The 14,053-nt window shown below is 34.6% G+C and carries 9 protein-coding genes; 6 read left to right on the top strand and 3 right to left on the bottom strand.

Features of this window, described 5'->3' with window-relative positions; translation table 11 throughout:
* Positions 1–45 precede the first annotated feature (45 nt).
* Positions 46–1,854 (top strand): glutamine--fructose-6-phosphate transaminase (isomerizing), encoded by a 1,809-nt coding sequence (gene glmS / locus BHY08_RS05420; RefSeq protein WP_071456909.1) that lies wholly within the window; start codon positions 46–48, stop codon positions 1,852–1,854.
* A 392-nt stretch (positions 1,855–2,246) separates the two neighbouring features.
* Here glmS and BHY08_RS05415 read toward each other — a convergent pair whose 3' ends face one another.
* Positions 2,247–4,346: a Na+/H+ antiporter gene (locus tag BHY08_RS05415; RefSeq protein ID WP_071456908.1), complete on the bottom strand. Its 2,100-nt coding sequence runs from the start codon at positions 4,344–4,346 to the stop codon at positions 2,247–2,249.
* 189 nt (positions 4,347–4,535) lie between these two features.
* Between BHY08_RS05415 and BHY08_RS05410 the strand changes: the two genes are divergently transcribed.
* Together BHY08_RS05410 and BHY08_RS05405 are read left to right on the top strand one after the other, a co-directional pair.
* Positions 4,536–5,288, top strand: coding sequence for an ABC transporter ATP-binding protein (locus BHY08_RS05410; protein ID WP_071456907.1), 753 nt, complete (start codon positions 4,536–4,538; stop codon positions 5,286–5,288).
* Positions 5,278–7,152, top strand: a complete 1,875-nt coding sequence (locus tag BHY08_RS05405; RefSeq protein WP_071456906.1) for an ABC transporter permease — start codon at positions 5,278–5,280, stop codon at positions 7,150–7,152. The genes BHY08_RS05410 and BHY08_RS05405 overlap by 11 nt, the downstream gene beginning before the upstream one ends.
* Positions 7,153–7,193: 41 nt before the next feature.
* Here the strand turns inward: BHY08_RS05405 and proC are convergent, their stop codons facing one another.
* The gene (gene proC, locus BHY08_RS05400; RefSeq protein WP_071456905.1) at positions 7,194–7,979 is read right to left on the bottom strand and encodes a pyrroline-5-carboxylate reductase; all 786 of its coding nucleotides are present in this window, start codon (positions 7,977–7,979) and stop codon (positions 7,194–7,196) included.
* A 126-nt stretch (positions 7,980–8,105) separates the two neighbouring features.
* Here proC and BHY08_RS05395 point away from each other — a divergent pair, with 126 nt between their 5' ends.
* From BHY08_RS05395 to thrS, 3 genes are all read left to right on the top strand, one after another.
* Positions 8,106–8,858, top strand: a complete 753-nt coding sequence (locus tag BHY08_RS05395; RefSeq protein WP_071456904.1) for an ABC transporter ATP-binding protein — start codon at positions 8,106–8,108, stop codon at positions 8,856–8,858.
* Entirely contained in the window at positions 8,851–10,479 is a 1,629-nt protein-coding gene (locus BHY08_RS05390; RefSeq protein WP_071456903.1) for a hypothetical protein, read from the top strand. Before BHY08_RS05395 ends, BHY08_RS05390 begins: the two co-directional genes overlap by 8 nt.
* A gap of 320 nt (positions 10,480–10,799) precedes the next feature.
* A complete protein-coding gene (gene thrS, locus BHY08_RS05385) occupies positions 10,800–12,734 on the top strand; it encodes a threonine--tRNA ligase (RefSeq protein ID WP_071456902.1) in 1,935 nt (644 codons plus the stop codon).
* Positions 12,735–12,774: 40 nt separating this feature from the next.
* Here thrS and BHY08_RS05380 read toward each other — a convergent pair whose 3' ends face one another.
* A complete protein-coding gene (locus BHY08_RS05380) occupies positions 12,775–13,908 on the bottom strand; it encodes a trans-sulfuration enzyme family protein (RefSeq protein WP_071456901.1) in 1,134 nt (377 codons plus the stop codon).
* Positions 13,909–14,053 lie beyond the last annotated feature (145 nt).

Raw genomic sequence — 14,053 nt, 5'->3', positions numbered from 1 at the left:
GCAATAAGTAGAAACAACTATTTTAAAGAAAGTTGGAAAATATTAATGTGTGGAATAGTTGGAGTAATCGGAAATAACCGAGCAAAAGATATTTTATTAACAGGATTAGAAAAATTAGAATATAGAGGCTATGATTCAGCTGGTATTATGGTTGCGGATGACAGTCAAGCATACCTTGTAAAGACACCAGGTCGTGTGAGTGAGTTAAGAGCTTTAGCAAATGACGTTCCTGAAGGCCATACTGGAATCGGTCATACGCGTTGGGCAACTCATGGTGTGCCAAATACAGAAAATGCACACCCACATCAATCAACAAGTGGGAAATTCTGTTTAGTACATAACGGTGTGATTGAAAACTATTTAGAGTTAAAGAATGATTATTTAACTGATATCGCCTTAAAAGGGGATACAGATAGTGAGATTGTCGTTGAATTGGTTGATTATTTTTATCGTCAAGGTAAAACACCTTTTGAAGCGTTTAAAGCTGCTTTAGACAAAGTAGAAGGTTCTTATGCGATTGCATTAATGGATGTAAAAGATAGCAACACGCTATATCTTGCGAAAAATAAAAGCCCGTTACTAATCGGACTTGGCGACAATTGCCATTATGTTGGTAGTGATGCAATGGCAATGATTAATGAAACAAATGAATTCGTTGAAATTAAAGATGGCGAACGCATTATTTTAACACCAAGTGAGTTGACTATTTTTGATAGAGAGTCAAATAAATTAACACGTGAGTCATTTGTAGCAGACATTGATGCAACAGACACTGAAAAAGGTTTATACCCTCATTACATGTTAAAAGAAATTGATGAGCAACCAAGTGTGATGAGAAAATTAATCTCTGAATATTTAACAGAGGATGGTAAGACAACAATTGATGAAAACATTATCTCTCATATGGCATCAAGTGATCGTATCTATATCGTTGGATGTGGTACCAGTTGGCATGCAGGTTTAGTTGGTAAAAAAATCATTGAAGAGTTAACTAATATTCCAGTTGAAGTGCATTTAGCTAGTGAGATGGGCTATGATATGCCAATTCTATCAGAAAAACCTTTCTTCATTTTCTTAACGCAAAGTGGTGAAACAGCCGATAGTCGTCAAGTATTGGTTAAAGTTAATGAATTGAACTTGCCATCACTGACTATTACGAATGTAAAAGGTTCTACATTATCACGTGAAGCGACCTACACATTATTATTACATGCCGGTCCAGAAATTGCTGTAGCATCAACAAAAGCTTATACATCTCAAATTGCAGTTATGGCTTATTTAGCACAATCTATTGGATTAAAAAAAGGATTAGAAAAAGCGTCATCAATTGATTTAGCTCATGAAATGGCGATTATTGCCTCTATAATGGATTCAATGATTAGTGAAAAAGAATTAATAGCTGATCTTAGCGAGTCATTCTTAGGAACAACACGCAATGCCTTCTTTATTGGTCGTGGACTAGATTATGCCGTATCAATGGAAGCAGCGCTTAAATTAAAAGAAATTTCTTATATTCAAGCAGAAGGATTTGCTGCGGGGGAATTAAAACATGGAACCATTGCCTTGATTGAAGAAGGCACACCAGTTATTTCGATTATTACAGATGAAAAAACAGCTAGTCATACACGCGGAAACGCAAAAGAAGTGGAAAGTCGTGGGGCAAATGTTTTAACAATCTCACTTGAAAATGTCGCACAAGAAGGCGACCAACTCGTGTTGTTGCCAGTACATGAACTACTAACACCACTAGTTAGTGTGGTGCCTTTACAATTATTAGCATACTATGCAAGTTTACAAAGAGGGTTAGATGTTGATAAACCACGTAACTTAGCAAAAAGTGTGACAGTAGAATAAATAATTAAAACCAACTTTCTTAAGTGAAGGTTGGTTTTTTTATAGTCTAATATTTAAAAAGCAAGGAAACTATAAAAAATCTAAACAAAGAGTTTCCAAATGACATTTGAGAGATGATTAATCGGTCGTTTAGTAATGAGTATGAATTAACGTATAGTGAGCTAGTGAGAAGATTAAGAAAATCAAGTACTGATAAAGTTTTTTTCTGGAGTCTGTGGGGATTGGATGATGTCTGTGGAATTTCTGCTACGTATTTAGGTTGATTCTCTTTTTAACGGGGACACTAATTCCTTATATTGTACTGGCGATTTTTCTTCCAGATTATTAAATTTGTATGTTATCTAACATATATATAAAAATCATCCTAAGAGTTTTTCTCTTAGGATGATTTTTTAATCTTCAACGTTTGTTTGTAAGAAAGATGTTTCACTATAGTTAATCCCTTGTCGTAACTGATTTGCCATAGTATTTGAGATAAGCCCTTTTTCAAGTAATGTTTGAATCATTCCACGTTCCTCGTCTAGTGCACGTAAAAAATAATCTTGATACAGTTCTTGATAACTTGCTTCTTGTACTAGGTGATAATGCTGAAGTCGATGTACTTTACTTTGGTATTCCATCATTAATTGATTCAAAATATTATATCGCACAGTAAAATACCTATCTGATTGATCGAGATGATGTTGACACGTTTGAAGCATATTGACAGTTGCTTCTGAACTGTTCACTTCTAATGTTGTAATTTTTTTGATTGTATCCAATTGATAGGAATCTGATTGTTTTTTTAAGATAGATTGATAAATTAATCGTTTGGTTTTCTTTTGTATTTTATATAAATATTGATGAGCCATCATGTTGATATTACTTGAATGAGCACGTTGTTTATAATATAACATGTTTAAATAGTTTTTTTCAGTTTTCTTTGGTAAGTTGAGCATTGGTAACAGCTCACACACTTTTTTTGTTTCATAATCTGCAGCAAGGTGACGGTATTCAAGTTCTAATTTATAATATATCTCATTTGATGTTCGATCGTCATCTAAGTAAAGAAACCTTAATTGTTTATCTAAATCTTGTAAAATGTCGTTGATAATCAATTCGTTTTCAGGAGTCAAATCTTGTTTCAAGGATTTAATTGCTTGTTTTGTAATTAATTTTCGTGCTTCAATTTCTGGCAATTGAGTGTCATCTGAAAGATCATCAATTGGTTCTGGATTTGCTTCATCGCCTGTCAGAACTAATCGTTTCTTTTGCTTGGTAAAAATCGGTAATGTAATCACGGCGACTAATAAACTCACTAAAATAACCCCACTAGCTAAAAAGATAATCAAATATCTTTCTTGGAAGACATTTCCATCCGGTAAAAAGAAAGGAATTGATAAGACCATTGCCATTGTAACAGCCCCTCTAACACCTGTTAATCCAGTTAATACAGCAACAGAAAATTTTGGCTTAAGTGACATGGTCTTTTGGGATTTAAGGTAGTCGTACCACATATACGTGTAAGACCAAAGTGTGCGAATACTCATTAAGATAACCCAGACAATGAGTACATATAAAATCAATAGCCCATTGCTAATTGATGGATCAATAATAGCAGCGCGCATCGCATATGGGAGCGTTGTTCCTAAAATAACAAACACAATACCATTTAATAAATAGATAATGATATCCCATAATTTATTTGTCACAATTTTGATTTCTGAAAATCGTCCACGAAATAGTGGTTCTTGTTGAATCGCCATCACACCAGCTACCACAACGGCAATCACTCCAGAAGCATGTACCAGTTCAGCAGCTATAAAAATCACAAAAGGAGTCATAACTTGTAATGATGAGTGTAAAATCACATCTTGAATGCCCTGTCTGAGTAATGTTCGTTGAATCATGTAAATTAATTTATTAATCACATATCCAATGACAATCCCGATAATCGTCATATAAATAAAATCTCCTGTTGCCTGTTTGAGAGAAAAGTAACCGGTTAAAAAGGCTGCGAGTGCATATTTAAACGCAATTAACCCACTAGCATCATTAATTAAACTCTCGCCACTAATCAACGTTAGAATTTTTTTAGGCAATTTTACTTGCTCGGCAATACCTTGAACGGCAACTGGATCAGTTGGAGACAAGACAGCAGCCAACGCAAAAGCTAGCGGTAAACTAACTTGAGGGATAAACACATTAATCAATAATCCGCCTGCTATTGTCGTCAAAAAAACTAATAAAATAGCATTGGCAAAGATAGGGGTCCGTAACTCCCATAATTCTTTCTTTGGAAAATGTTTGGCATCACTATAAAGGAGTGGTGCAACAAATAATAACATGAACCAATCTGTTTGTAATTCAATATCTATATGTAAGAATAACGCCACAATCACGCCCACACTAATTTCTATTAAGGCAGTTGGAATTGCTACGAGATAATGACTAATAATATTGGATATTATAACAAGTATAATAAATAAAATCGTCGCTTCTAAAACGGCCATTTTGTCACCTCCAAGGTTTTATACTTAATAAGTATAGCAAAAATATGTATAAATAACAGTCTTTTTTAATAAAATTGTGTTAATATTAAATGTTTGTTAACAAACTTACACTATTGTTCGTTTAAATATAGGCTCTTACATGTTACTCTATAATTAGGGGAATTCTGGAAGAGAAAGTAGGTAAATAACATGTTAGAATTAAAAAATGTCACAAAGTCTTATGGCTCACGTGACTTGCTTTTTCAAGCATTAAAAGGTGTATCATTAACGGTCGATAAGGGGGAGTTTGTTGGGATTATGGGCCCTTCTGGTAGCGGTAAATCAACGTTATTAAATTTAATCGGGACGATTGATAAACCTACAACCGGTCAAGTCTTACTTGATGGGGAAAACCCTTCTGAATTGAATCAAGATGACCTAGCAAAATTTAGACGTAATGAATTAGGATTTGTGTTTCAGGGGTTTAACTTAATGCCTACATTGACAGTCGGAGAAAATATTGTTTTGCCACTGACGTTGGATGGTGAAAATGTTGAATTGATGACAAATGCTCTAAATGATATGGCACAAATTTTAGGGATAGAACAATTGCTCGATAAAAGAATTAGCCAAATATCAGGAGGTCAAGCTCAACGCGTGGCTATTGCAAGAGCGATGATTCATGAACCAAAGTTGTTGCTAGCCGATGAACCTACTGGAAATCTAGATACCAAGGCGTCTAAGGAGGTCATGAGGTTACTCTCCAACTTAAACCAACGATTACATTCTACTATTTTAATGGTGACACATGACGCGTTTGCAGCTAGCTATTGTCAAAAAATTATGTTTATTAAAGATGGTGAACTTATACAAGAAATTCAACGACATGCTTCTCAGAGTGAATTTTATGATGATATTTTAGTGTGTTTGAAACAGTTAGACGGTGAAGCAGATGACTTTTAATGAATTTATATTCAAGCATACTATACGTAATAAATCATTGTATTTAGCTTATCTTCTTAGCACGCTGACGACAGTGATGACCTTTTTCACCTTTTCAACTTTTGCACATCATCCTATGTTAAGTCATGAGAATATGAGTCAGGTTGTAATAGTAGGAATGAATGTTTCATCTTTGATTATTTTTGTGTTTTCCTTTTTTTATGTTTTGTATTCGATGGATATATTTTTGCAATCGAGAAAAAAAGAATTTGGTTTGTTACTAATTCAGGGTATGTCGCCGAAGCAACTAAGAAAAATGGTATTTGGCGAAAATACGCTTGTTGGGTTTGTAGCGACAATAGGTGGGATATTATTAGGATTAATTTTTTCTCAATTACTCCTTTTTTTAAGTAAATCGATATTAGGTATTGAGTTACCATTTTATTTTCCTATGTATTCGATTATCATCACCTTTATTGCCTTTACTTTGTTGTTTTTTTCTATTTCTTTATTTATTCAATTAAAAATACCAAAAATGGATATTCAAGCACTTCTACAAAGTGATGAGAATGGTAAAGGTGAGCTAAAAGTGTCACCATTCAAGTCATTATTAGCTGTCTTGTTAATTGGTGGTGGGTATACAATTGCTCTTATTGTTAAAGGAATACAAGTATTTTTTTCGATGATACCAGTTATTTTAGTTGTTATAGTCGGAACGCATTTTTTATTTAATCAACTTAGTATCCTAGTGATTTCGCGATTGAAAAAAAATAAACACCGGTTTTGGAATAAAACCAATATGCTGGTCTACTCTGATTTAGGATTTCGGATGAAAGATAACGCACGTTCCTTTTTCTTGGTGTCAGTTATTACCACTGTAGCATTTGCCGCGATTGGTTCTTTGACAGGGTTTAAAGAGATGACTTATTCCTCAGTTGACGCGATGACCTATGATTTTTATCTGACTGATATTGATGGTAAAAAACAAGAATTAGCCAAAAATCTGGATGTGATGCAACGTGAGATTGATAATGAAAATTTAGACATGATGGAATTACGGATGAAGCTAGTAAACGTCCCATCTAATGAACACCATAACGGATATCGAGTTATTAGTCACCACACATATCAAGAATTGGCACAATTTATTGGCAATAAAGCATTGCCAGATGACAGTAAAACATATCGTGTTGAAACCAAACATGAAGATATGAGTAGTAATTATCAAAAGGGATACTTAAAACAATTACCCGTCCCTAACCAAGCTAGTCTATCTGTGGAGTCAATACAAGTAAAAAAAGAAGTCATTCCAGGATTTCAAAATGTCTATGTTGTACCGAAAGAAGTATATAGAGCCTTTATTGATCAATACGGTGAGCAACAAGAAATTGGTTGGTTAGCCGATAATAAAACACGCGACAAACAAGTGCATGTGGCAAGTCGGTTAGCGGATATACAAGGGCTAAAAAGTAAGGCACTTATTATGCAATCAATCACAGATATCTATACTCCCGTCTTATTTGTTGGGTTTTTTATAGGTGCTATCTTTTTTGTTTCTGCGGGTAGTTTTTTATATTTTAGATTGTATAGTGATATGTCTGTGGATACGGAAAAATTTCGAATGGTTTATCAGTTAGGGATTAGTCGGAAAGACATGAAACGCATGGTATATCGGCAAGTGGCCATCTTGTTTTTCACACCAATTATTGTTTCATCTATTCATGGAATTGTTGCACTTAAATCAATGTACGCCATGTTTGGACAAGTGCTACAAATTACAGCCTTTTGGGTTATAGGCATATTTTTAATTATCCAAATTAGCTATTATCTAATTGCTAGAGCATTTTATTTTAAAAAATTATATAAAGAAGTCACTGTAGATTAAAACTATCCCAGAAGCCATCATGGTTTTCTGGGATAGTTTTTTTATTTATATGAATCCATAATACTATCAATACTTGAGATAGTCGCATATCTAAAGCCGTTTTTTTCTAATGCGACCACTCCTTTTATTGTAGTACCTCCCGGAGAAGTAACCCCATCCTTTAACTCGCCAGGATGTTTTTTAGACTCTGATAAGAGATTAGCAGCACCGCTCACCATGTTAGCAACCACCTCATAGGCCAGTTCGCGATTCATGCCATGAAGAACAGCTGCATCTCCTAGAGCTTCCATGAAGACATCAACAAATGCAGGCCCACACCCAGCTAATGTACCAAAAATATTGATGTTATCTGCGGTAATTTCTTTCACCATACCTAAAATAGCAAGTGATTGATGAATCATCTCTTTTTGGGCGTCAGTGATTGAGTCAGTATAAACAATACCCGTGATGCCTTGATTGATTTGTACAGGTGTATTCGGAATGGCCTGAGCCACAGGATATTCTTCACCCAAAGCGACTTGCATCTCAGAAACAGGCACGCCTGCAGATACTGACACAATAGGAATACTCGATTTTAAAAAGTTTTTTAACTCATGAATCACCGGCAAAATAATAGGTGTCTTAACGGCTAAAAAAATAATATCTACCTGATTAAAGTCAGCTACACTATCTGTTAATTTAAAGGGAATCGTTTTTTGTAACTTTGCTGCCGTATTACTACGACCACCCTTAACTAAAATATCCTCTGGTTTAATTTCGTTTGATTGAACCCATCCTTTTATCATGGCACTACCCATATGACCAGCACCGAAAATACCTATTTTCATATTATCCCATCTTTCTTTAACATATTTAATTAAGTATAGAACGTAAAATTATTTGTGACAACTAATTTTATAGTATATCACTTTGTGATATACTATAAAGACATTTAAACTAAAGGAGTGGGTTGAGTGGAGTTAATCATACAAGACGTAGCGAAAAAGTTTGATGATAAAGTAATTTTAGATGAAGCGAGTTTTCAATTTGAAAAAGGCAAAATATATGGATTATTAGGTCGAAATGGAGCGGGTAAAACGACACTTTTTAATTGTATATCAAAAGATTTATCCATTGACTCAGGGACGATTCAGTTGAAAGAGGACATGACAGAGCATGATTTTTCTGATCTAGAAGTTGGGTTAGTTCATGCGACTCCAACAGTGCCAGATTTTATGACAGGTTATGAATTTATCAAATTTTTTATCGATATGAATAAGGAAAAAATGTTAAACATTCGAACGCCAGATGAGTACTTGGCAAAAGTCGGCATTAAAAAAGAGGATCGTCATCGTTTATTAAAAGACTATTCACATGGTATGAAAAATAAAGTACAAATGATTGCAACCATGATGGTGCAACCACCTGTCTTGTTACTTGATGAACCATTGACGAGTTTCGATGTGGTTGCAGCTCATGAAATGAAAGAATTGATTTTATCTATAAAAAAAGACTCTGTTGTGATTTTCTCGACTCATATTTTACAGTTAGCTCAAGACTTATGTGATGAGATTGTGGTATTACATAACGGGAAACTAACAGGATTTGATCCTAGTAAAATTCATACAAACAGTTTTGAAGCAGACATTGTTGCTTTATTATCTGATGAGGTCAGTGAAAAGCAAGAAGTAGTAGCTGAAGTATTAGGTGAGTCTAATGATGAATAATGTTAAATCAACTCTCAAGGAATATATGTCCCTTCAGTTATTTAAAGGAACCACCTTTATAAATGGTTTGGTATATTTTATTGGTAGAATTCCTTTCATCGGTAAAATCGTCCCAGTTGGAATGGTCTACGCAGATTATCCATTGAAAAAAGTATTCACATATATCAAATTCGCTATATCCCTAGCAATCAAAGTTATAATAGGAATCATTCCGTTTGTCGTTAGCTCGTTTTTAGCGACTATTGTGTTTGATAAGCAATCGTTAGCAAGTTTTGATATTTGGCTAGTTGTTTTTGGTTTTTATCTGCCAATATTTGCTTCCTTGTTTAGTATTCCTGATAAAAAAGATGTGTTATTTATCACTAATTTTCGGATTAATAAATCTTCTCATTTGAAAAGAATGAATTTACTCGTTATTTGTATGGATGTGTTCATCGCAACAATTGTGTTAATTTTTCTGAGTATGATGAACCATCTACCAGTAGTATTAGCGACATTATTTGGTAGTAGTCTTTATCTATTTAGTCAATTATTATGGTCTTTGATAGATTTACCTTTGACCATTCAAAAGCATCCATGGGTAAAGAAAGTTGCGATTTTAGTAGGAATGCTTGTTTTGGTTAGTGTCCTCATGTTAACAAAGTTAGCATCCTTGATGCATTTTTTATTTTCTAATCCATTGATAATAATAGGACTGATTATGTTTAATTTTCTAGCTAGTTGGTTAATAGTCAAAAGTTATTTGTCTTATCCTCGTTTTACGTTAGTTGCCGAAAAGAAAGTAAGTTCTTCAATGTATGTATTTGAAGCAGATGATAAAGAGTTAAAAAACAAAACCACAAACTTTACCGAAGGCGTTGGCTTAACGAAAAAAATGAGTATTGATGAACAGGCGAATTTCGCTGATTTGTCAGGAAATGCCTACTTAAATGCGTTATTTTTTAGTCGGTTTAAAAAAGGGCTCAGTCGAGGAATGTGGATTAAGGTTATTAGCATCAGCGTGCTAGGGCTCGCTTTAATGATAGTTAGTCTATTTTTTCCATTAATGTCTGATGTGAGCGAATTAGAATCATTTATGTATCGACTTGTTCCTTCGCTTTTCTTCGTTTTATATTTAACATCAGTTGGAAAAAGTGTGGTTCAAAGTTTATTTATGAATTGTGATATGTCAATGTTGAGTTTTCCTTTTTATCGAACCAAAGAAGCCATTATAAGTGGATTTTTTGCTAGATTTAAGAAAATTCTCTTGTATAACAGTCTGGTCAATGGTGTGTTATTATTTTGGTTAATCGTTTTTAATTTAGTCGTTGTAGGGCTTAACTCACTCTATCTGATTGGACTTGTGTTGTTTGTGATGATTAGTCTGACGTTACTTTTTTCGTTTCACGAATTATTTGTTTATTATATCCTTCAACCCTTTACAAGTGATTTTCAAGTAATCAATCCCATTTATAAAGTAGTGAACGGTGTCTTTTATTTATTTGCCTATATGAATTTACAATTAAAAACCACAGGACTTTACTATGCATTAGGCTTGTCTATTGTGTCGTTATTGTATGTTGCTATTGGGCTAATTGTGATAAAAAAAGTCGCACCCAAAACGTTTAAATTAAAAAATTAAATGTTTGTACTTGTTTTATATTTATAAAGGTGTTATAAATATAATTGTAGATAAATAAAAAGATAATTGTTGAGAAAGACACCGATATGTGCGGGCTATCTAACAGGGAGGAAAACATAATTGAGAGTTTTCCAGATAAGTGCACGTGTTGACCACTTTCGAAAGTCGAGTTGAAACTTGACCGGTCGTACCGTTAACACGCTCGAGGAGACATAGATTTATGTCTTAAATATTAGGTGGAACCACGATGATTCGTCCTAGTAGGTCAATATGACTTACTAGGGCTTTTTTTATTTAAAAAATTAAAAGGAGACGATAGTATGATTAAGATTACTTTTCCAGATGGCGCTGTCAAAGAATTTGAGAGTGGCTCATCAACATTAGATATTGCAAAAAGCATCAGCAATTCTCTAGCAAAAAAAGCCTTAGCAGGTAAATTAAATGGCGAGTTGATTGATTTAGAGCGACCAATCGAAGTGGATGGGTCAATTGAAATCGTGACACCAGACCATGAGGACGCGTTAGGAATTTTACGTCACTCAACAGCTCACTTGATGGCAAACGCGATGAAACGTTTATACCCAAATATTCATTTTGGTGTTGGACCAGCAATTGAAAATGGGTTTTACTATGACACTGATAATGGTGAAGAGGTTATCTCTGAAGAAAACTTAGAAGCGATTGAAAAAGAGATGATGGCGATTGTAAAAGAAAATAACCCAATCGTGCGTAAAGAAATTTCTCGTGCCGATGCTTTAGAGTTGTTTAAGGAAGATCCATATAAAGTGGAATTAATTACTGACCTACCAGAAGATGAAGTGATTACTGTTTATGAGCAAGGCGACTTTGTTGACTTATGTCGCGGGGTACATGTGCCATCTACAGGACGTATTCAAGTCTTCAAATTATTATCTGTTGCTGGAGCATACTGGAGAGGGAACTCTGATAACCATATGATGCAACGTGTTTACGGAACAGCTTTCTTTGATAAAAAAGCTTTAAAAGAATACATCAAAATGCGTGAAGAAGCGAAAGAACGTGACCATAGAAAACTTGGGAAAGAATTAGACTTATTTATGTTAAGTCCTGAAGTTGGTTCTGGTTTACCATTCTGGTTACCAAAAGGTGCGACAATTCGCCGTACAATCGAACGCTATATTACTGATAAAGAAATCAGCTTAGGGTACCAACACGTTTACACACCAATTATGGCAAACGTTGAATTTTACAAAACTTCTGGTCATTGGGATCATTACCATGAAGACATGTTTCCACCAATGGACATGGGAGACGGTGAAATGTTAGTATTACGTCCAATGAACTGTCCACATCATATGATGGTTTATAAAAATGATGTTCATAGTTACCGTGAACTACCAATTCGTATCGCTGAACTTGGTATGATGCATCGTTATGAAAAATCAGGTGCGTTATCAGGTTTACAACGTGTGCGTGAAATGACATTAAATGATGGTCATACATTTGTTCGTCCAGATCAAATCAAAGATGAATTCAAACGTACATTAGAATTAATGGTTGCCGTATATGAAGATTTCAATATTACAGATTATCGTTTCCGTTTAAGTTACAGAGACCCAGAAAACACAGAAAAATACTTTAATGATGATGAAATGTGGGAAAAAGCTCAAACAATGCTGAAAGAAGCCATTGATGAATTAGGGTTAGAATACTTTGAAGCAGAAGGCGAAGCAGCATTCTATGGCCCTAAACTTGACGTGCAAGTAAAAACTGCCTTAGGAATGGAAGAAACATTATCTACTATCCAGTTAGACTTCTTATTACCTGAACGTTTTGACTTAACTTATGTTGGACAAGATGGCGAAAATACTCATCGTCCAGTCGTTATCCACCGTGGTATCGTGTCAACAATGGAACGCTTTGTTGCTTACTTAACTGAAGTGTATAAAGGCGCATTCCCAACTTGGTTAGCACCAGTGCAAGGAACAATCATCCCAGTTAACTTAGACTTACATAGTGACTATGCCTTTGAAATCAAAGAGCAATTAAATAGTTTAGGCTTACGTTTTGAAGTGGACGATCGTAATGAAAAAATGGGTTACAAGATTCGTGAATCTCAAACTCAAAAAATTCCATATCAAATTGTTGTGGGAGATAAAGAGTTAGACAACGGTGAAGTCAACGTCCGTAAATACGGAAGCAAAGAAACTGAGACAGTGAAATTACCATTATTTGTTGAATCAGTGGTTGCTGAAGTGAAAAACTACAGTAAATAATACAAAAAAAGACCAAGTCGATTGTGGCTTGGTCTTTTGCTTATTTCAGTGCATTTTCTAAATCATTAATCAAATCGTCACAATCCTCAATACCGCAAGATAGACGAATTAACGTTGAGGTAACACCCATTTTGATGCGTTCTTCTTCAGGCATACAGGCATGTGACATGGTCCAAGGATAAGATAAAATCGACTCAACACCGCCAAGACTGACAGCCACAATAGGGATTTGACATTTATTAAAGAAATCAGCGACTTTATCTTCACAACTTAACTCAAAACTTAAAACAGCACCACCAGATTGTGTTTGTGATTGATGAATGTCTGATTGAGGATGAGTTGCTAGTCCAGGGTAATAGACAGATTTTATTTCATCGTGATTTGATAAAAAGTCTGCGATTTTAGCTGCATTTTTAACGGATTGTTTCATGCGAAGCCCCATTGTTTTAACCCCTCTAAGAAGTAACCACGCATCTTCAACGCTTAAAATACTTCCTAATGCTTTTTGATGTTTTTTGAGCATTGAGTAGAGTTCTTCATCATTTGTCGCAATTAGTCCGGCTAAAATGTCACTATGCCCATTAATAAATTTTGTGGCACTGTGAATGACAATATCGACACCCAAATCGAGTGGTTGTTGATGAATAGGTGTCATAAATGTGTTGTCACAGGCAGTTAAAATGTCGTGTTTTTTTGCCAAATGACAAACAGCTTTTAAGTCTGTAATTGTTAATAAAGGGTTCGATGGTGTCTCCAAATAAAATAACTTGGTATTTGGTTGGATGGCATTTTCCCATGCCGAAACATCGGATTCATCAACGAACGTATGTTTTACGCCAAAACGTGTCAGAAATTCCGTCACAATCTGATAAGTGCCACCATAAATGTTTTTTCCTAAAATTAAGTGATCTCCTTGAGATAACATAAATAAAACAGAATTAATAGCTGCCATACCCGAAGAAAAGGCTAAACCGAATTTGGCACACTCAAGAGATGCGATGCATTCTTCAACAGCTGTGATGGTTGGGTTACCGAACCGAGTGTAGTTGTATCCAGTATGATGGAAGACATCATCTTGATGGAACGTGGATGTTTGGTATTTTGGAATAGAGGCTGCTCCAGTTTCTTTGTCGATCACGGAATAACCATGTAATAGTGTTGTATTATTGTTCATAAAATCCCCTCCAATTTTATATAAGTTAAGTCTATTGTGTTAATACCTTGAACGTAACATCTTAATGTATGCGCTGTCAATTAAATCTTAAGTAAAATTTCGTATTAAAAAACGTTCATATGAATAAAATTTCAAATAAATCGTC

This window comes from Vagococcus teuberi (genome assembly GCF_001870205.1).
Lineage (GTDB): Bacteria > Bacillota > Bacilli > Lactobacillales > Vagococcaceae > Vagococcus > Vagococcus teuberi.
This window is presented reverse-complemented; position numbering and strand designations above follow the sequence as displayed.

What these genes read in the sequence shown, in the direction of transcription:
- BHY08_RS05380 (WP_071456901.1), bottom strand. Translation starts at nt 13,908, where the DNA reads ATGAACAATAATACAACACTATTACATGGTTATTCCGTGATCGACAAA.
- thrS (WP_071456902.1), top strand. Translation starts at nt 10,800, where the DNA reads ATGATTAAGATTACTTTTCCAGATGGCGCTGTCAAAGAATTTGAGAGT.
- BHY08_RS05405 (WP_071456906.1), top strand. Translation starts at nt 5,278, where the DNA reads ATGACTTTTAATGAATTTATATTCAAGCATACTATACGTAATAAATCA.
- proC (WP_071456905.1), bottom strand. Translation starts at nt 7,979, where the DNA reads ATGAAAATAGGTATTTTCGGTGCTGGTCATATGGGTAGTGCCATGATA.
- BHY08_RS05390 (WP_071456903.1), top strand. Translation starts at nt 8,851, where the DNA reads ATGAATAATGTTAAATCAACTCTCAAGGAATATATGTCCCTTCAGTTA.
- glmS (WP_071456909.1), top strand. Translation starts at nt 46, where the DNA reads ATGTGTGGAATAGTTGGAGTAATCGGAAATAACCGAGCAAAAGATATT.
- BHY08_RS05410 (WP_071456907.1), top strand. Translation starts at nt 4,536, where the DNA reads ATGTTAGAATTAAAAAATGTCACAAAGTCTTATGGCTCACGTGACTTG.
- BHY08_RS05415 (WP_071456908.1), bottom strand. Translation starts at nt 4,346, where the DNA reads ATGGCCGTTTTAGAAGCGACGATTTTATTTATTATACTTGTTATAATA.